This is a genomic window from Runella zeae DSM 19591 (genome assembly GCF_000423565.1).
Classification (GTDB): domain Bacteria; phylum Bacteroidota; class Bacteroidia; order Cytophagales; family Spirosomataceae; genus Runella; species Runella zeae.
The window spans coordinates 79217-99520 of the sequence record NZ_AUIF01000032.1 but is presented as its reverse complement, the minus strand read 5'-3'; the positions used below and the strand labels follow the sequence as shown (position 1 = coordinate 99520).

The following is a 20304-nucleotide window of genomic DNA, read 5'->3' as shown; positions in this document are numbered from 1 at the left end:
ATATCTTTTTAGGATGAAATATGAAGTAGAGGCTATTCTCAAAAACCCACTCGTACGCCCGCCGTCATGGCTTTGGAAGTAGGGTAACTGTTATGGTCAAAACCTTGAGCAGTAGAATTCGCGCCACCGTTTGAGTTTACCTCAGGGTCCCACCACGAATATTTGGTGAAGGTCAAGAAGTTTTGAGCACTGGCGTAAATCTGTGCCGAACGCATCCATTTTACACCCCAACTTTGGAGAGGAAGGCTGTAGGCAATTTGGATGTTTTTGAGGCGTAAATAGGAGCCATCTTCTACAAAACGATTGGAGACATTGGTACGTGTGGTATTGCTCACGATAGGGTATTTGGCGTTGGGCGTAGTGGGTGTCCAGTGATTGAGATATACTTCGCGCGGCATGTTGAGTCCATAACCAAAATCGACGGTATTGTTGATAGAGCTCGTATTGAAGATATCATTGCCTTGGGTTCCTTGTAGGAAAATACTCAGTTCGATGTTTCTATACGACCAATTGGAGTTGAACCCATAAATAAAATTAGGGTTGGGATTGCCGATATAGGTTTTGTCTAACACCGTCACCGTGGCGTCGCCGTTGATGTCCTTGTATTTGATTTTGCCTTTGTCGTCATAGCCATCTTCGATGTAACCCCAAAAACGCCCCAACGGCTGACCTTCACGTAGGATGTTGCGATTGTCGGTAATGGCCGAGATGTCTACAAAGCCCCCCAAAATATCCTGACCGCCGTAGAGTTTGATGATTTTGTTGCGGTTAAAAGCAATGTTGGTATTGACATTCCACTTCAACGCCCCCGTCAAAATATTGGCATTGAGACCTAGCTCAAATCCTTTATTTTGCATTTCTCCGATGTTTTGAATCGTGCTTGTGAACCCCAAAGAAGAAGGTAACTGAACGGTATTGAGCAAATCGCGCGTGTTTTTGATGTAATAATCTGCCGTAATTAAGAAACGATTGTTGAGGAGACCGATGTCGAGGCCAATGTCTTTTTGTTCGGTAGTTTCCCATTTTAAATTGCCAGGAAGCACCGTGCCAGGAGCGTAAGTAGTAAAGAGCGCATCGTCAAATACGGTTTTTCCCGAAAAAAGCTGGTTGAGAGTAGCATAAGGGCCAATGGCTTGGCTACCCGTTAGTCCCCAACTCGCGCGTAGTTTGAGGTCAGAGATGAAAGTATTGTTTTTCAAAAACTCTTCGTTCGAAATGCGCCACGCTAATGCTGCCGACGGAAAATACCCCCATTTGTTGCCTTCGCTGTATTTGGAGGAGCCATCTACCCGAAAGCTGACGGTGGCTAAATATTTGCTGTCATAGGAATAATTGAGTCGCCCCAAATAAGACAAAAGCGTGGATTTGGAATAACTAGAGCTTGGAATACCGGGCGTATTGGCGGCTCCCAAGTCGTAGGTTTGGCTTGTATTACTCAAAAAACCTACTCCATTTCCGCCCAAAGAAGTACTCAAAAAATCCTGATATGTAAAACCCACTACAGCCGAAATGTTGTGTTTTTGTCCGATAGTCTTGAGATAACTCACGGTGTTTTCACTCAAAAAGCTGGTAAACTGACTCGTGCTGATGCCTGCACTGCCTTGCGAATTGATGTAATTGTTGGTGGTATAAGAATCAGTCCGGTCATCCATGTTTTCGATTCCTCCCGAAACCTTGATTGTCAATTCGGGAATCGGGTTATAAATAAAAGCGGCATTGGACAGTATCCTGTTGCCCTTGGTTTGGTTGCTTTGCTCATTGAGAGGATTGAGGGGGTTCACGAGTAGAGCACTGATAAAGGAATAAGCTGTACCAAAAACGCGGTAGCTGCCGTCGTCGTTGTAAGGTGAAAGGATAGGAGGCGAAGACACCGCCGCCGAAATCAACGACCCGCCACGGTTGCCGCCCTGACTATTTTGGGCTTGAGTCATGATGCGAGTCAAGGTGGTGGCTAGATTAAAAGTGAATTTTTTGCTGATGATATGATTGATGTTGGTTCGGAGCGAATAGCGATTGTAATCACTTCCACGGATGATGCCTTCCTGACCAAAAGCACTCCCTGACACCGAAAACTGGGTTTTTTCGTTGCCCCCGCTGATATTGAGCGACATGGTTTTCATGGGGGCTTTTTGGAACACAAAGTCTTGCCAATCAAAACCCTCGCCAAAGGCGTCGATTTGTGCCTGTGTGAAATAGGGGCGAATGCCGTCGTTGGTAGCTTGTTCGTTATAGAAGGTGGCATACTCGCGGGCATTCATCAAATCTAGTTTTTTGCGGAGTGACTGCGAACTAACACTTGTTTCAAAATCCACGTTGGTTTGCCCCGCTTTGCCGCGTTTAGTGGTGATAATCACCACGCCATTGGCTCCTCTCGAACCATAGATAGCCGTGGCAGAAGCGTCTTTTAAGATTTCGATGTTTTCGATGTCGGCGTTGTTGAGCACAGTAGGGTTGCTACCCGCAATCGGAAAGCCATCTACTACGTACAGTGGTTCGTTGCTTCCCTGGATGGAATTGGTGCCACGGATACGCACGCTCACACTCCCGCCCGGTGCGCCGTTGTTTTGAACTACTTGTACCCCCGCAGCCCTACCCGAAAGCGCCTGCAATACGTTGGTAGTGGGAAAGGCATTGAGGTCTTTTGATTTGACTTGGGTTACGGAGCCTGTCAAATCACTTTTTTTGACCGTACCGTATCCCACTACTACTACTTCGTCTAATACCTTTTGGTCAGGCAATAGCTGAACTTTGAGGCTGCTTTGTTTACCAATCACTATTTCTTGGTTAAGATAACCCACAAACGAGAAAATCAGGATGCTATTTTCGTCGGGTACATTTAGTTTGAAACTTCCGTTGGCTTCGGTAGTAGTACCTTTAGTGGTATTTTTAATAAGTACATTGACCCCCGGAAGACCTTGCCCTTTTTCGTCGGTGACTGTGCCCGTTACGAGTTGTTCGGAAGTAGGTTGGGCAAACAAGAAGCTGCTTTTTGTGTCGGTATTAGGTGAGCTAATGGGAGGTGTGGGCTGTCGACTTAGCAATACCTGTTTTTTGCCAACTACTTCATAGTGAATGGATTTGTTTTTGAAAATAGATTCCAGCACGGCTAAAAGAGGCTGTTTTACGACATTAACAGAGACCCGTCGGTCGGCTTGAATATGCTGAGGAATGTAAGAAAAATGGACATCGGCGAGTTTTTCGATTTTGGTCAGTACGTAGCTGATTTCTTTATCTTCGACCGATAAACTGATTGGTTTTTCTAATAAAGTTTGTGCCAAAGCATCTTTGGCGTATGCCACTCCCATAAACAGGACAGCGCACAAAAATTGAGTGAGAGTAATACGCATAATTGTAAGGGCGTATGCGTGAAAAAGTGGGGGTAATTTCATACCTTTGGGTGTTTTTGTTGAACGATTTAGACAAAGACATGCCAGCCCCTGCGCATCTGACAAGGATGTAACCGAACACGAAAATGGGGCTTGAGCTGGTCGGTGATGCTTGGACCCATCGCCGACCTTTTTTTATTGTACTAGAAGAAAAATGGAGTAATTTAGGACATGAGGGCTTGGTTTTAGGGTGAAACAATGTATTTATTGACAACCTGCTCCTTTGATGACCACTTGGGTATCTACTACTTCGTAGGAAGCATTGAGGAGTTTACAAATGATAGTCAGATTATCGTATAGGTTTTCTTGCTCCAAAGTCGTTGTTATCAAACAGTGGCTCATTAATGCTTCGTCGTATACAATATCTATCCCGTATGTTTTTTCGAAAGCTGCAATGATAGTTGACAAAGGGGCTTTCTGAAATGCGAAAGAAGGAGTTTCTTCCAACGGAATAAGAATCGCGGGTTTTTCTACCAGTGTCTTCACGAGTTTGTTTTCGGTCTCTACATACGTCACCTGTTGGTTTGGGGTAAGTACGACCGCTTCGGGGTTCGCATCTTTGGCTGACTCAGCGGTAGATAATACCGATTTTGTGGCATAAACCGATACTTTTCCTGTTCTGACAGCCACGGTGGTGTTCTTATCATGAGCATATGCTTTTACCAAAAAACTAGTTCCTAATACCTTTGTAGTCAAATGGTTAGAATAAACTAAGAAGGGCTTTTGCGGATTTTTCTGAACTTCAAAAAAAGCTTCTCCTTCCAAAATTACTTCTCGTTTGGTACCCACAAAATCTTTTGGATAACTCAGGCGGCTCTGTGGATGAAGCGTCACCCTACTTCCATCGGCGAGGGTAATCTGTTCGTTTTTGGAGGAGGTATTGGTATGTTCTACCAAAGGAGTTTCGAGAGAGGTAAGTTGCTGTTTGAAAGTGCTGATAGCCGACGGTGCCGGTTTGAGAAGAAGCCACCCTAGACCTAAGGCGATGATAATTGCGGCAGCAGCGGCCCAATAAGGCTGCTGATACCATTTGCGGAGCGGCGCACTTCTTACGGTTTGGCTGGCCAAAACCTCCCAATTGTGAGCAAGTAGTTTCTTTTTTTCATTTTGATTGGGAAGTTCTACCTCACTATCCAACGACTCATACCATTGTTCTAGCAGTAGCTGTTCGGCTTCGGTACATTCTCCTTTGAGGTATTTGGCCAATAATTCTTGGTATTTGGTAGAGTCCATTTTGGTATGCGCCTTGGTGACAACTAAGGACATAAACGCACAGCTCCAAAAATTCCCTAAGACCAAATGGACTTTTTTTGAGATTTTTTTTAATTAATCAATAGTAGAGCGATTAAGATAGATAAAACAATACCAAACTTGTGACAAAATCACGGAGGTTTTGGCGAAGAAAAGACGTAGAACGAGAGAGGTGATACTCGATGGTTTTGTCAGAAAGATTGAGTCTTTCGGCTATTTCTTTGATGGTGAGGTGCTCAAACCGATTTAAGATAAAAATCTCGCGGGTTTTTTCGGGCAACTGACCCAACGCTTTTTGAATAGCCTCGGAGAGTTCGTTATGCTGAACGGCTTCGGTAGTGGCAAATACTTCTTCGGGAAAAAACAGCCGAAGCTGAGTCAGATAATGTTCTTCGCGGATGTTTTTTCTGATATAATCAATCATTAAGTTGCGAAGCGAAATCCCTAAGAAAGCCGGCAGATTGGTCCCACGAATGCTGGCGCGTTTTTGCCACAACATCATAAAAAGCTCCTGCGCCAACTCTTCGGCTACTTCTCGGCGGCGAAGTTTTCGGTAAGCTGTTAGGTACATTTTATACCAATATCGCTCATAAAGCTCCCTAAAAGCTTGCTCATGGTCTTGGTGACGAAGCAAGTCCAACAGCTCTTGGTCGGTCAATGATTGTAGGGACATTGGAATCAGAATTTGTGAACAAAGGTGCAATAAGTCTTAAAATATCACAAAATTTACTTGCTATTTTTTAATAATTTTGGATTTGAATCGCCTGCTCATTTTGGTTTTTTGGGGTATGATTTTGAAATCCAAATTTTAACTTGTTCTTTTAAGTAAGACAAATCCAAGGAGCTGCTAGAAAGGTGCTCTATTTTTAAAAATTGAACCAGAATGCTTCAAGAAAAGGCAAAATTTATCGCCATCAGTGAGGAAATTATCGAAAAAATCAAATCGGGAGAGTTGCTTCCTGGCGATCAAATTCAATCAGAAAACGAACTTATCAAGCATTACAAAATAAGCAATACTACGGCTCGAAAGGCATTGTTGGAGATAGAATCCAAGGGCTGGGCGCGGCGTATCAAAGGCAAAGGGACGTTTGTGCTTAATCGTACCGAAGACCATCACTTGCTACGGACGCTGGGGTCGATTTATGCGACGCGTCGCGGGTTTCATGATAGCCTGATTGCCGAAGGTTTTACGCCCAAAAACATCGTACTTGAAAAGACGATTCTCCAAGACGGTATTTCGTCCGAAATCAATGGGCGGCATTTTATCATCGATGGGCCTGTACTCAAAATCCACCAACTCCGCTACGCTGACGACCTCTTGATGAAAGATGAAGTCAAATATATTTCGTTGACATTGTGCCCCAAAATCAACAAAATGCCTACCGAAATCTCTTATTTTAAAGTGTATGAAGATACCTACAACCTCAAAATAAGCGAAGTACAGCAGACACTCGGCGTGTCGATTTTAGCCCCTAATACCACCAATTTTGAAATCGATAAACCGATTCCAGCCTTTGTATTGGATAGTGCCGTAGTATGCTCAAACGATAAGGTAGTCGAAATTGAACAGTCGTATTATCACGGTGAAAAATACAAATTTGCGGTCATTGCAAGCCCCGAATACAACTACAAAACAGCTAATCAAACCACTTGAAAATTTCTTTAGCAATCACCTCATGGCCTTGCTTATTGGGGTGATTGACGTGCGACATATAAGCTTTCAAATCGCCTTGACGCACGATATTTTGAAAAGGGAGATAAGGGTCTGCCAAACCAATTTGATATTTTGCGGCCAAGCTTCTGATATGCTCCACGTGAGGTTGTAGTGGATTGTCGATGGCCGATATATCAATGCGTTGGTCGGGAGAAGGAGTGAGCAAGATGACTTTGATACCTTTTTCTAAAGCAGCTTTTACCATTTTTTTCCAAGCTTCTTTGACTAGGCCAAGGTCAGAAAAACGGTCATTGAGCGCATAGTCAATCAATAACACGTCGGGCTTGTGCGGAAGAACTTCTGTTTCAAAACGTTTCTGACCTTTCAACGAATTTTCGCCCCCAATCGCCGTCACAATCACGTTGATAACAGCGTAGGGGTATTTTTCTTTTAGTTTTTCTAGCACCAAATGAGGATAAGATTCGAGGGTATGTACTTCGTGATTGTGCCAAAATCCTGCGGGTACGGAGTGTCCATGAAATACTAGATTGATAGTACGATTTTTGGGCCATTGGGTAACCAATTCTTGTTTAATAGTATCTAAATAATTAGCTGAATCAGCTACCTTTTGTGCTTGTAAGTGTGTGGTAGCTAGTATTGCTAAAATCATGAATAGCTTTTTCATAGGTGATAGTTGCAGGGCTTTTGCTTGAGTATTAGCGAATGGTAGTGATAGTTTGAATCGTAACAGGGCCTAGCAAACCTGATTTTTTGAGAGGGAGCTGTTCCCAAGGTACGAGGTTTTTGTTGGCTTTGGTTATGTTTGTTTTGGTATATTTTTGGCCCGTTATTCCGTCTCCAGTGAGGCGATTAGACCACGTATTAGCAATTTCTATCTTGAGTATATTAGTGCCAGATTTTATGATGTTTGTGACATCTACTCGATAAGGTGACGTCCATACAATGCCGAGCGATTTGCCATTGAGCCATACTTCTCCTACTTCGGCAATCGTCCCTAAATCAAGATATATTTTAGAAGAAGTAGCTTTTGTCTTCACAAAAGGGAAGGAGTGATGATAAGTAGCTCTTCCTGAAAAGTAACGGATGCCAAGATCGGAGGAAGTATCCCACGAAATCAGATGAGGAAAAGTGGTCTTTTGGGGAGCACCCCAGTTTTTCGGAAATGCTACTTGCCAAGGCCCACTGAGCGTTTGGGTCTTGATTTTATTGTTAATAGACTGAGTGGTTCCAAATTTGGTAAGTGTAAATGCTCCATTTTCCCAGAAATGTACTCCTTCAGAAGTATAAACGATTTGGGGTGGCAACGAACTTATGCCACTTATTTTTTCAATGGAATTGGCAAGAGACGCGGGTTTAGAAAAAACCACAAAATAAGTACCCTTCGGAGGTAATGATAACGGGAGCGTAGTGTGTGTATCGGTAGATTTATAAATAGTAATTGGATAAATATTCCCTGAGATAGCATCCCATAGTTCGGGGATTTTGTGTGGCTGTCTGAAAGTACAATTGGCCGATATCCATTGGTCAGTGGTGTTTCGGACTAGATAAAAATCCATGTCGTTTTTGGAGTAATGGATATAATCTATTTCGCCTTTAGCTTGGTTTGGATAACTAAAATCAGGAGGAATAATTAGTTTTTCGAGGATATTGGTATAGGCGATGACTCCACCTTGGGCTTCAAGTTTTTTGAGTTTTGTCATGGCTTCTGGGTTTAATTTTTCTCCTTTCCATAAGCTCAATACTTTGTATTTACCTACATTAGGCAAAACCCACTCCCCATTTTCAACGGTTAATTCTTTTAGGAGTACTTCTGTATTAATGATTTCATAATCATAGCCTTCTCCTACTTTAAAAGTCGAGTTTTTGGGTGGAATAAGATTGGGAATCGCATCCCCATAATAGTAAAGTACATCTGCCACAAAGTCAGTTTTTTGTAAAATGTGAGAAATCCGACTCAGGTAATCATTGAATGGCTTGATGTAAGGCCACCATGTCTGACGGTCGTTGTAATGTGTCCCTGCAAAATAAGCAATGCCTGGATAGCCCATTCCAGCGGGATTGTGCGTAAAACCATGTATAACAAGACGGTTCATGCCTTCGCAAAAAGCCCTGTCGGCCAGAGGTTTAAGGTGAGAGGGGCCTTCTTGCCAATCCCAATAGCTCGTAAAAGCTTCTTCCTCTACCAATCCTCGCTTGTAAATATGAGATGCGGCTGCTATTTCTTTGACCAGCCACAGTAAGTCGATGATGCTGTCTTTATCAAAAAAAGTACGATTGTACCAAAACTCTCCGCGTGGTACATCGAGCGAGCCTAGGGCTTTGAGGGTTTCGACTGGAATATGATGTAAATGCCCCGGGCCTCCCGCTTCAGATATGATTTTGAGGCCATGTTGATTACAAATTTCTTTGGCTTTTCGATAATGATTATGAATCATCAATTCGGAAAGTGTATGGTCGAAATCGTGCTGAAAAGAGGCTCCTAAAGACGCTAAATACCATTCTTTATGGAAAATAGCGGGTAAAAATTTATGTAAATCATAGCCATGAAGCTGCTTAAAAGTAGCAGGTAGAGAAGGTGTCCAAGTAAACTCTTTGGCTTCATAACTAGCCAAGTACAAGTTTTTTAGCGCACTTTTGCCAAAATCCCCAATAAGAGGCTTGAGGCGATTGATAAAATACATGACGTGCATCCGCGTGGCAGATGAATCAAAATGGTCAATAATAGGCCCTACCGACTGCGGCGTAGGTCGGATGAGTTGTTCGCCAGAATTAGAACAGATATACCGATAAATATCCCACTGACCTGAAGGAGGAGTCCAGTTGAGTTGTTCGGTTTTAGAATCAAAAAAACGGCTGACATTGATGATTTGTGAAGTATCTAATCCTGAACTAACACCAGACGGTAAGGCTAATACCGCCACTTCTTCATAGTAGGCAGGCTTACCGTTTTTATCATACAAGATAGGTCGAGGTTTGCCTTGCTTGTCGGGAGTGATAGTCGGAAAAGGAAGTTTTAGGGCTTGTTTTTCGTTAGCTTTGAGAGTGACTTTAGAGAAATAAAGCGTCTTGGCGGCATGTTTTGGTGAAACCCAACTGCCCCCTGCATTCCAGCTACTAGCCAAATTGAGTCCTACTTCTAAGCCTAGTTTTCCGGCCTCTTCAATCGCAAATTTGATAGCTTTCAAAGAAGAGTCTCCCATAAAAGCGGGCCCTACCGGAATAATTTGGTGTGGATCACTGGCAGGAGGTAAACCTATTTCAAAAATATCAACTCCGCCTAAGCCAGCTTTTTTGATAGCCATTAGCTCTTCTTTCATCCTAATGGGGTCGGTATAACCATTGAGCCACCACCAGTAAACTTTAGGACGAGCTTGGTTAGGGGGATTTTTAAAATCTTTGAGCAATTGAGCTTTAAACGAATCATGGTTTTGAGCCTTACATTTGATAAAAAAGAAAGATAGCATCACTAAAAACCAGAATATGTGCATAGGTTTCATGTCTTTCAGGAGATTAAGAAAGTTGTAGAAAGCAAAAGAAAAGAAAGTACAAACTATTTAGATTGTAGTTGCCCTTGTCCAAGAAAGCGTTTATGTACTTTTAGAGAATAAAGTAATTACCAGAAAGCGACCAACTCGCCGCTTACATTTTCTACTACATAGTGTTTGCCGTATTTTTTGTCACCTAGTTTGAAAGGAGTGCTTCCGCTTTTCCAAGGATAGCGAGTATTGGTATAAACCCGCAAGTCTTTTTCCGATACATGGTCGTCAGGATAAATCCGAACTGTCGCATTTTTGAGACCTGTCAGACGTACGCAACGCTTCATGTGTTCTACGCCCGAAGTCATTTCTTGGCAAGAGATAATACCGTCAGTTTGCTCCACAAAAAAGCGACTTTCGCGATGCCAAGCTTTGGGCAAATGATAGACCGAATAGCCCTTTTCTAATTCGGTTTCATAGCCTGTCAATAAAGGAGCTCCTTGCGGTAGCTTGAATCGGTGAGTAAGGGTCGTATTGGGACAATAACCCGATAAAAAGAAGCCATTGCTGCCGCGTGAAATCGTCAAAACGGGATTTTTGACCGAAGGGTCACGCTTATCAAGGCGATAATCCCAGCCAAATTCTTTGAGTACGTAGCGAAGGAGCAGCGGACCCGTGAAAAGTTTTTCGGGGTCGTCGGGTGTGAGGAGTTTACCGCCCGTGAATTTGCTCGAATTAGTGCCGCGTACATAAGCGATTTTGCCACCGTTCCATTCGGGTGCTTCGCGTACCCATACCACGTCGCGCGAGTGACTACCTTGGGTCATTTGGGCTAAAACACGCGTATCGTTTGCCGAACTAGCCACAGTACTACGTACTCCTCCTCCCGAAAATAAGGCGGCATGGATGATTTTGTCGGGGGCTTTTTGGTTCAATATATCTGTAATAATAGAAGACTTTAATGTAAACTCTCCTTCCAAGGCAGGGGCATTTTTGAGGTTGAGCAATTGCTGAAACGTTTCACTTGCTTCGTCGGCTGGACCATAAATGAGTACTTTACCACCTCGTTCTACAAACGAAATCAATTGTTTTTCATAAGCGGAGCCTGCTTCTGGTACAATGCTCACCAGTACCGATTCATTAAAAAAGCTGGGATTGTTAGTGATTACTTTTTGAAAAGAACGAGTTGAAACCACGGTATTGAGCGGAAAACCGTTGTTAATCGCTTGACGGATAAGCCAATCGCCATAATAAATCTCTTCGATTCGTTTGGGTTGTGTATAGGCCCATCGGTGATATTCTTCAAAAGGATATACCCATACCAACGGCCCTGGTGCTGTGGGCGAATCGTAGCGGGCTTTTAGGATATGTGGGGTTACTTCGTCGGGAACTTGGGTGGGTAATTCGCCATAAGAATTATCGGCCGTTAAGAAATTCAGGTGCGTTGGCAATTTGATTTCTCCTTTGGCATTAATGCGCGCTACCGACATAGGCAGGTATATATCGTGAGGCTCTTGGCCGTAGCGATCGAGCCAGGGGCTATTGACCCACCACGGGTCGTGGGTATAGTAGCGAAACAAATACCGCTCGTCGGGCAGCTCTGCCATGCGCGACATATAGCCTACCATTTCCAACCCAAAGTCCCCATCGAGAGCAGCCCAAGGCGAATTGGGAGGAGGAAGCATGTTGTATTTTCCACCATAAATCTGCTGTAAATCGACGCCATCGCGGGCCAGATCTGCCCCAGTTGAGAGATTGGTGCCGCGTGTTTGGATCTGAAAATCAGGACATTCTTTGCGGAATAAATTCCAGAAATTAGTGATTTTGGCTTTGATGTCGGGTAGCTTTTCAGGCTGAAAAGCGGTGCCTGTGAAAGTAGCTCCTGTGGATGACCAACCTTCTACGCCAAAGCCGAAGCCATTGCTCAACCAAATGTAGTCATAGCCCAAATCCTTGAGAAAATGTTGGCTTTGACGACCCAAAAATGTCCCAAAAGGAGTATTGGCAGGGATACCCTTGGGAAAACCCGCGTAGGGAGTTTGGTCGGCGTTGAGAGTAGCGTAGCAGCTTACCATGGTTTTGTGTCCCATGGCATTGCCCCCCAAAATTTCAGGGTGCTTTTTGTACTTAAAATCAGATTTGGCAAACTCTGGCCCGGGGTCAAAAGTAGCGCCAATCAAAATAGGTTTGCCCGTGATGCGCCTTCCTGTTTCTTTGAGGGTTTGGATGATGTATTTTAAATCTCCATAAGTAAACTTAGGTGGATTTTCCATGTAGATATAAGCCCGTTCGTGCAGCGAAAGCGCTTTAGGCCCAGAGCCTACTTCGTGGTTAGTATTGGGATTGCCTATGTAGCGAGCCCATTCGAGGGGCTGAGTGAGTGAGCCTTTATAATCCAAAATCTCAGAGCCATCAGAAGTCCAGAGCATCACCGATACGGTGTCGGTATGCCGTAGCAAGGCATGCCACTGTGTGAACAATTCTTTCGCAACATCCTGAATATAAGTCTTATCGTTTTTCTTGAACGGTTTGAGCGATAGTTCCAGCGTGATGTTGTTGAAGGGTTTTCCCTTCAAAGTAGTATTGTCGAGGTTAGGGGTATCAAAGGAAGACGTAAAGCCTCCTATCAAGCAAAAAACCAAGGACGCAAGAAAAAAAATAGATAAACGCATATATAAAAAGGTTTAGCTGTGGGATTAGGGAATGAGCCACTTTTTTTGAATAATGATTTTTACTGGCCCTATTAAACCAGAAGGTAAGGGTTTGGTTTTTGCCCAAGGGCTAGATTGGGAAGTAACGAGGTTGCTGCGGGTACGGTGTTGCGCTAAGGGTTTTTGGGCTTCACCCACTAGCTGATTGAGCCAAGTGTTGGCTACTTCGACTACCAGATGATTTTTACCTATTCTTAAAATAGTAGGGTCGATATGGAGTTGATGAGGCGGAAAAACACTCACCCCAACTTCTACGCCATTGAGATATACTTTTGCTACTTCTCCCACCTGTCCCAAGTCTAAAATATAAGTATAGTGGGGCAAAAAAGTGTTTTTTTCAAGTTTAAAATGGTTTTTGTAAGTAGCCGTACCGCTAAAAATACAAAGCTCAGGATGAGTATGTCGGGTCCAATCTATGAGTGAATTGAAGGTTTGGAGAGGTTCAAAACCCCAGCCATGAGGAAATCTCACTTCCCAAGGTGCATCAAAAGAGATTGACAAAGGGGCGGGTTGTGAGATGTCGAACGATTGACCATTGTTAAAAATAAATTTGTAATTTCCTGCTAGCCACGGACTAAATGCCACCTTATGGTCGGGCGTGAAGACAGGTGTCTCACTGCTGACGGTTTCTGAAGATGGGAAAAAAGTTTGACCTTCTTTCTGAATAGCAACAACGGGTTTGGAAGCGGGAATAGTACCTATAAAGACAATAAAAACAGATTCCCCCGGTGCTAATTGTAAAGGTATTTGAGTTCTTCCGTTTTGTTGAGAAAAGGCCGCCAAGGTTTTTATACTACCATCTACGGGACTCCAAAGTTGAGGTTGTTTGTTATGCACTCGAAAATCAGCTATTAGGCTCGTTGTTAAAGAATCGCGATTGCTGATAAAATAGATTTCTTCATTGGTGGTAGTTCGGTGAATATAATCCATGAGAGTGGGAGTAGAGGAAGTAAATCGGACATCGGGTAGAATTCCTTTTTGTTGGAGGATTTCTTTTTCTGAATATCCTATTGCCAGCTGTCCTTTACCGTAACGTCTGATTTGAAGCGCTTCTGAAGTACCCCATATTTTCTTTGCCAAATCCTGAAGATCCTTTTCTCTTGACTGTACTTCTTTTAAACCATACACTGAGAGAGGTTTTTTACCCAAAATGGTAGCACCTTTCAAAAGTAATTCTTCAATTTTTTGTAATACTTCCAAACTCATATGAGGATGGTCGGGCAATACAAGTAGCCTATAACGCATACCAGAAGGGAGCAAAAGTGAGCCATCCTCGGCGACAGTGCTTTGCAATAAAACCTCCTTGTTGAGGTCATCGTAATCATAACCTGCGCCCAATGTTTTACGGGTATATTTGGAGCCAGAAGCAAAGTTGGGCATTTTCTCGCCATAATAATAGGCCACATCTGCTACAAAAGTCCCTTGTTGTAAGAGTGCACTTGTACGGGCAAGGTAGTCATGGAATGGCTTAGACATATTCCACCAAGTCATTTTAGGAGAAATGTGAGTGCCAGCTTGATAACTCCACCCCGGAACTCCCGCTTCTTTGGGACTGTGGGGCATGGTATGATACACTACTCTGGTCATGCCTTCACAGAAAGCTTTGTCGGCTAGTCTTTTGAGTTCGAAAGGGTTTTCTTGCCAGTGTTTTAAATGACTCGTAAACGATTCCATCTCCACCACTTTATGGCCATAGATGTGTGCCGCACTGGCAATGTTTTTAACTACTTGTAAAATATCATTACCATTTTCATCAAAATATTCAGCTTTTTTGTGCCAAAACTCCCCCCGCATGATATCAACTGAACCCAAAGCCTTGAGGTCTTCGGTAGGGACAAGATGGAGCGGAGGCCCTGGCCCTCCTGACTCTGAGGCTAGAAGTAGTCCATTTTCATGGCAAATTTTACGCGCCTGCCGATAATGATTATTGATAAACATCTCAGAAATTGTGACTCGATAATCGTGCATAAAACGGGCGGAAGTTTGAGCATCTACCATTGTTTGACCTGCCAAAATCGGAAGATAGGGTTCAATGCGATAGCCGTGAAGCTTGAAAAATGTCTCGGGAAGCCGGGGACTCCATTCGGTGGTAGCTTCAGACTCAAAGCTACAAAGGTAGAGGCGTTCGAGGGCGGTTTGATTCAGTGGCCCTAAGCGTGTTTTAAGTCGCTGAATGATATGTTCAAAGTGATGTTTGGTCGCTTTTTCCGAAAAATGATCCATAATGTAGCCATTGGAGTTATCACTTTTCATCCACATCTTTTGGCCAAGCGGGGTTACTACTACTCTTGTCAATACCCATTTACCAGCTGGTAGTTTTACGTTGACGGTGTTGTTATTGATTTGTTTAGGGTCAAAAAAAATGACCTTTTTGGGATCACTAATGACTCCTTTCGAGCTGAGAGGATAGGCAAAAAGAGCGACATTTTCGTAGAATTTGGGAAAACCTTGGGCGTCTATTTCTGGGAATAGTTCATATTTTCCGTAAGGTTTCTTAAAACTCGTCGGCACACTGGGAAATTGGAGTTGAGTAATAGTCTGCGGACCTTCAAGCGTGTCTTTTCGGAAAAGTAGGTGCATCGACATCTCATCGTAAGTAGTCCAGTCGCCGCCGGCGTTCCAGCCATTAGATACTGAAAGACCTATTGAAAGTCCTAGACGTTTTGCTTCTTGTAATGCAAAAACGATACCGTCGAGCATTTCGTCGCTCATGAAGGCTGGGCCAGAAGGAATTACGTTTTGAGCATCGGCTATACCCATGTCGAAAATATCAACACCCGCCATTCCCATTTTTTTGAAAGCCTCTAGTTCTTCTGTGATGCGGGTATAATCAAAGGTACCATGTCCCCATATCCAGTAGCCTCGCGTGCGAGCTTCTTGGGGAGGATTGAGAAATATCTCTTTCAGATGGCTCTGTCCTGAGCTTGTGAGGCTGATCAATAGCAAGTAGCTGACTATGAAATAAAACCGTGAAAAGAGATGCATAATGCTCAGTTTTGAAGGTTTGTTTAGGAAAGAAACAAAGTCGCTTATTCTGAATTAAGAAAGCTAAAAAAATAGAAATAGCTACTCCCTAAGCAGTAAATAAAACCACTTAAGGAGTAGTAAGTGCTTAATAGCCAGTGTTTTGTTTGATAAGAGTTGGATTCAATTCAACTTCATTTTGAGGAATTGGGAAAATAAGCTCAAAATCATCTACTTTAAAATTAAGTTTTAGGCTTTCATAATGAGCATTGAGGATGGTTTTGGCGCGGTCGGTACGTACCAAATCAAACCAACGGTGCCCTTCATGAAGAAACTCCACACGGCGTTCTTTTTCGATAGCTACTCGTAATGTAGCTTGCGTAAGTCCTTCTGGATTGGCGAGTTTGGCGCGTTGACGTATCATCGCTAAATAGGGCAAAGCTTCGGTAGTTTTGTTTTGCTCGTTCAATATTTCTGCATACATCAATAGGACATCGGCGTATCGCAATGGCATAAAAGTGATAGTACCGTCCGACAAATCGATTGCCTTGAAGTCGACAAATTTCAATCCATAGCGACTGTAAGATTTCTTGCCACCTATGAGCAAAACCGAATCGCTGACCGAAGCAGCTTTTCGGGCATCCCCATTTTCGTAAGCTCGGATTAAATCTAAAGTAGGCACGATACGCCCCGACCCTTGAAGGTTGTTTGTGAAAATAGCCATACTAGTAATGGCGGGCGTAAACAAAGCCGAATAGTTGTTTCCTAGGCTACGTCCTGCTACAAATTGCACCTCAAAAATAGACTCAGCCAAATTGTTATTACCGTTGGTAAACAATGTTTTATAATCACCGACTAGATTGTAAGACTTACTATCAATCACTTCCTTGAGTTTGGCAGCGGCTAGGTCGTAGTTTTTGAGGGTAAGATGTACTTTACCCAAGAGGGCTTTCACTGTAAGGCGCGATGCTTTGGTTTTGTCGCTGTTGAGGGTAGTGGGGAGTAGCGTTTCTGCATCGGTCAAATCCGCCAAAATTAATTTGTAGATTTCGTCTTTGGGTTTGAGAGATATATCAGCAGCGGCTACTTGCGAAGGACTACTGTAGGTTTCTGTAATGAGAGGAACATTGCCATAAAGTCGTACCAAATAAAAATAACTGAAAGCCCTCAAAAATTTGGCTTCTCCCTTGATACGGTCTTTGGTAGTTTGGTCAAAACTGACAGCATCGATGCGGGTGAGAATCGCATTGCTCCGTGAAATGGTATATAAGCAAGTACTCCAGACTGAGCGCACAAATCCATTGGTAGAAGTGACGGCGTTTTGGTCCATTTGCATCTCGTCGGTTGAGGGAGACGACCATTGTATTTCGGTATTGTCGGTCGAAAGCTCTGTCAAATACAAAACAGCACTGCCGCTGAATAGCCCCCGGAAAGTACTGTAGACGCCTGTAAGGGCTGTTTCAAAATCATTTTGGCTTTTGTAAAATGTTTGATCACTGATTTGATATTCAGGAGTCAAGGCCAAAAAATCTTTGCATGACGTAGCCGAGAGCGTCATGACGAACAATGATATTACTAATTGCTTTTTCATAGTTGTAAGGCTGGTCAAATCGTAGATTAGAAGGTTACTTTGAGTCCAACGGTGTAAGTGCGCGGATTAGGATATGCAAAGAAATCAATACCACTGCGAGCAATATTGTCGCCCGTGGTGCTTCCTTCAGGGTCATAGCCTGGATACTTCGTAAAAGTGTATAGATTGGTGACGTCGCCATACAGGGAGAGCGCTTGGAGTTTTAGTTTAGCTGCAATCGCCTGCGGAAAAGCATAAGAAAGATTAACATTTCGGATACGTACGTAGGAGCCGTCAAAAAGATATTTGGTGGTGCCGGCACTAAACCCAAAAGCATAATCATTACGAATAGCCCGTGAAAACTGCCCTGAACCAGGGTTTGATTCTGAGCGCCAACGGTCGTTCATAATAGCTAACTGATTTTGTACACCGGCCCCATTGAGCGATACTTCGCCTCCTTGAAAATAAATTTCGTTGCCTTGTGAGCCATTTATGCTGATATTAAGACGGAGGTTTTTATACGAAAACTGATTGCCAAGCCCCCATGTAAAGTCAGGCCAGGGGGTTGCTACGATGGTACGGTCGGCGCTTGTAATGGTGCCGTTGCCGTCGGCATCCTCAAAACGATAATCGCCAGGTTGGACGCGTGGATGTTGTTTGGGACTGTTGTTGACTTCTTCTTGGTTTTGAAATACTCCCAAGATATTAAGTAATCTAAAACTCGAAATCGGATATCCTACTTGGGCTACTTGATAATCGGAGGTGGCGAGGCGAGCTGTTTCAGCATTGAGCGCTAGCACTTTGTTGCGATTCCAACTGATGTTGAAATCTGTATTCCATTGAAAAGCCCCTCTATTGATATTTTGGGAGTTGAGCGTAAGTTCTAAACCTTTGTTTTCGACTTCTCCGATGTTTTGGAGGGAGCTACTAAAACCAGAAGCTGCGGGCAAAATGACGTTGAGCAGTAGATTTTTCTTATGGGCTCGGTAAGCATCTACGATCAGCGAAAGCCGATTTTGAAACAAAGATACATCCATTCCTAAGTTGGTTTGGACGGATTGTTCCCAAGTCAACACGTCGTTAGACAAACTAGTAGGCACTACTCCCGAAATGACTTGACCATTGGATACATTTCTCGAAATCCCTAGCAAGCCCTGACTGGCGTAATTGGGAATGAGGTTGTTGCCAGATATTCCGTAGCTTGCTCTAATTTTGAGATCTGACACAAATTTTATTCCGCGCATAAAATCTTCATCAGATAGTCGATAGGCAGCCGAAAAAGAAGGGAAAGTACCCCAGCGGTTTTTGAGTCCGAAGCGAGAACTTCCATCTTGACGTATCGTTGCCGTAAAAAGGTACTTACCCGCCAAGGTATAATTAGCCCTTGCTAACCAAGATAGCATCGACCATTCGCTTTTATAATTAGTACCTGAAGTAACGGCCCCCGCAGCCAGGTATTTGACATCATCGGTCGGAAAATCTGACGCGCCTGCTTGTACTATATCGTCCGTGTTTTTTTGAGCCGTAAAACCTACCAAAAGGTCTAAGTCATGTTGAGTGCCAAATTTATGACGATAGTTTAACGTGTTTTCATTGAGCCAGTTGAGGCTTTTTATCTCAAACACACCAGCAGTAGCGGCACCCGTGCGGCTAGTAGCCAATCCTACCTTAGAAGATTTCCAGAGTCTAGTAATATTGTTAGAATAATTGACTCCTACCGAAGATTTAAAAACCAATCCCGGCGCCAATTCATATTGGAGATAATTGTTAGTAAAAACGTTGGTGTTGTTGCGATTGTCGGAAAACTCGGCTGCGATAATGAGCGGATGCTCTACTGGAATACCTGTAGGGCTCGAAAACTCTGAATAATAATTGCCACTAGCATCATAAATAGGAATGGTAGGGTCGCTCGCTAGCGCAGCCGAGATAAGGCCGCGATGTTGTAAGTGACCTTCTGCTCTTGCAAAATCTCCGTAGGAGTGAGCCCCCGAAAAAGAAGCCCCTATTTTGAGTTTTTCGGTAAGTTGGGCATCAATGTTGGTTCGTAAAGTGAACTTTTTAAAATTGGAACCAATGACAATTCCTTTTTGATCAAAAAATCCTCCTGATACATAATAGCTCACATCTCTGCTAGTACCACTGGTAGAAAGCTGATAGTTTTGGACCAATCCCGACTGAAAAATCACGTCTTGCCAGTCGGTACCATTTTGGATTTGGGAAGGATTTCTAAACTCAGGCTTTACTTGGGTGGCAGTGCTTCGCACGTTATTGGCATCAGTGGCTTTTCCTCCGGCAAAAACCCAAGCATTGTCGCGCCCGTCAGCTACGTATTCGGCGTACTGTTGCGGGGTAAGCAAGTCGAGTTTTTTGGCAAGTTGTTGGATGCCCGTCGAGTGTTCAAAGGTGATAGTGGGTTTACCTATTTTGCCTCTTTTGGTTGTAATAATGACGACTCCATTAGCCCCACGAGAGCCGTAAATAGCAGTCGCAGACGCATCTTTGAGTACTTGTATCGATTCAATGTCTGACGGGTTGATAGTACTCAGAGGGTTGATTCGGTTGGTGGCACTACTGTTGGCGATGTTGCTAGCTGAATACGAACTAGAAGCAAAAGAACTAAGATCGGAGCCGCCACCTCCAGTACCTATAGCGTATCCATCTACAACATATAGGGGTGAATTGCCGCCGGTGATAGAGCTGATACCCCTAATGACTACGTTTACGTTTCCACCGGGAGCACCAGAGGTTTGCGTAATTTGTACTCCCGCTACCTTCCCTTGCATCATTTGGTCGACGCTCGTGGCAGAGGGTACTGGCACTAAGTCTTTGTTTGAAAGATTGACAATGGAGCCAGTGAGGTCTTTTTTTCGTTGAGTTCCATAACCTACGACTACTACATCTTGAAGTTGCTGCTGGTTAGGCTGTAAAATGATATTGATTTCAGAGCGATTAGCTACCGGGATTTCTTGAAGCGTGTATCCGATAAAACTCACTACAATCACGGCATTGGTTGGGACATTGAGCTTAAAATTCCCTGAAGCATCAGAAGTAGTACCATTGGTCGTACCTTTTTCGGTAATGGTTGCTCCCACCAATGCCCCTCCATCGTCGGAAGCGGTAATTTTGCCAGAGAGCAGCGAACGAGCCGTAGATTGAGCGGCTGCATAATAGGCAGTGCTTACCCAAAGACTCAGCATGCAGCCTATGACGCATAGGCGCAAATGGTTGAATAAACAGATTTTCATGATTTAGGACTTTTTAGGGTTTTTGC

At 43.6% G+C, this 20304-nt stretch carries 10 protein-coding genes; 1 reads left to right on the top strand and 9 read right to left on the bottom strand.

Translation table 11 applies throughout. The annotated features are described in order from the left end of the window. Window positions 1-38 precede the first annotated feature (38 nt). The 3 genes from G563_RS0108670 to G563_RS0108660 all read right to left on the bottom strand — a co-directional run bounded on the left by G563_RS0108670 (window position 39) and on the right by G563_RS0108660 (window position 5310). Entirely contained in the window at window positions 39-3389 is a 3351-nt protein-coding gene (locus G563_RS0108670) for a SusC/RagA family TonB-linked outer membrane protein (protein WP_229598462.1), read from the bottom strand. Between the two features lie 201 nt (window positions 3390-3590). Continuing rightward, window positions 3591-4652 (bottom strand): FecR family protein, encoded by a 1062-nt coding sequence (locus tag G563_RS34025; RefSeq protein WP_051210832.1) that lies wholly within the window; start codon window positions 4650-4652, stop codon window positions 3591-3593. A 79-nt stretch (window positions 4653-4731) separates the two neighbouring features. Further along, window positions 4732-5310 carry an RNA polymerase sigma factor gene (locus G563_RS0108660; protein ID WP_028664985.1) on the bottom strand — a complete coding sequence of 193 codons (579 nt, stop codon included), beginning with the start codon at window positions 5308-5310 and terminating at the stop codon, window positions 4732-4734. A gap of 210 nt (window positions 5311-5520) precedes the next feature. Between G563_RS0108660 and G563_RS0108655 the strand changes: the two genes are divergently transcribed. Continuing rightward, window positions 5521-6291, top strand: a complete 771-nt coding sequence (locus G563_RS0108655) for a GntR family transcriptional regulator (RefSeq protein ID WP_028664984.1) — start codon at window positions 5521-5523, stop codon at window positions 6289-6291. On the opposite strand, the gene G563_RS0108650 is transcribed toward G563_RS0108655, so the two are convergent. The 6 genes from G563_RS0108650 to G563_RS0108625 form a co-directional block, all read right to left on the bottom strand. Further along, a complete protein-coding gene (locus tag G563_RS0108650) occupies window positions 6275-6976 on the bottom strand; it encodes an SGNH/GDSL hydrolase family protein (RefSeq protein WP_028664983.1) in 702 nt (233 codons plus the stop codon). The genes G563_RS0108655 and G563_RS0108650 overlap by 17 nt on opposite strands. Window positions 6977-7007: 31 nt before the next feature. Beyond that, window positions 7008-9800 carry a glycosyl hydrolase gene (locus G563_RS0108645; RefSeq protein ID WP_169579737.1) on the bottom strand — a complete coding sequence of 931 codons (2793 nt, stop codon included), beginning with the start codon at window positions 9798-9800 and terminating at the stop codon, window positions 7008-7010. A gap of 125 nt (window positions 9801-9925) precedes the next feature. Continuing rightward, window positions 9926-12460 carry a hypothetical protein gene (locus G563_RS0108640; RefSeq protein WP_028664981.1) on the bottom strand — a complete coding sequence of 845 codons (2535 nt, stop codon included), beginning with the start codon at window positions 12458-12460 and terminating at the stop codon, window positions 9926-9928. Between the two features lie 24 nt (window positions 12461-12484). Beyond that, on the bottom strand, window positions 12485-15484 hold the full coding sequence (locus G563_RS0108635; protein WP_028664980.1) for a glycosyl hydrolase: 3000 nt from the start codon (window positions 15482-15484) through the stop codon (window positions 12485-12487). 127 nt (window positions 15485-15611) lie between these two features. After that, on the bottom strand, window positions 15612-17054 hold the full coding sequence (locus G563_RS0108630; protein ID WP_028664979.1) for a RagB/SusD family nutrient uptake outer membrane protein: 1443 nt from the start codon (window positions 17052-17054) through the stop codon (window positions 15612-15614). 26 nt (window positions 17055-17080) lie between these two features. Continuing rightward, a complete protein-coding gene (locus tag G563_RS0108625; RefSeq protein ID WP_028664978.1) occupies window positions 17081-20278 on the bottom strand; it encodes a SusC/RagA family TonB-linked outer membrane protein in 3198 nt (1065 codons plus the stop codon). Window positions 20279-20304: the final 26 nt, after the last annotated feature.

Coding starts and splice junctions, on each gene's coding strand:
- G563_RS0108670 (WP_229598462.1), bottom strand. CDS start 3,389: ATGAAATTACCCCCACTTTTTCACGCATACGCCCTTACAATTATGCGT.
- G563_RS34025 (WP_051210832.1), bottom strand. CDS start 4,652: ATGTCCTTAGTTGTCACCAAGGCGCATACCAAAATGGACTCTACCAAA.
- G563_RS0108660 (WP_028664985.1), bottom strand. CDS start 5,310: ATGTCCCTACAATCATTGACCGACCAAGAGCTGTTGGACTTGCTTCGT.
- G563_RS0108655 (WP_028664984.1), top strand. CDS start 5,521: ATGCTTCAAGAAAAGGCAAAATTTATCGCCATCAGTGAGGAAATTATC.
- G563_RS0108650 (WP_028664983.1), bottom strand. CDS start 6,976: ATGAAAAAGCTATTCATGATTTTAGCAATACTAGCTACCACACACTTA.
- G563_RS0108645 (WP_169579737.1), bottom strand. CDS start 9,800: ATGCACATATTCTGGTTTTTAGTGATGCTATCTTTCTTTTTTATCAAA.
- G563_RS0108640 (WP_028664981.1), bottom strand. CDS start 12,460: ATGCGTTTATCTATTTTTTTTCTTGCGTCCTTGGTTTTTTGCTTGATA.
- G563_RS0108635 (WP_028664980.1), bottom strand. CDS start 15,484: ATGCATCTCTTTTCACGGTTTTATTTCATAGTCAGCTACTTGCTATTG.
- G563_RS0108630 (WP_028664979.1), bottom strand. CDS start 17,054: ATGAAAAAGCAATTAGTAATATCATTGTTCGTCATGACGCTCTCGGCT.
- G563_RS0108625 (WP_028664978.1), bottom strand. CDS start 20,278: ATGAAAATCTGTTTATTCAACCATTTGCGCCTATGCGTCATAGGCTGC.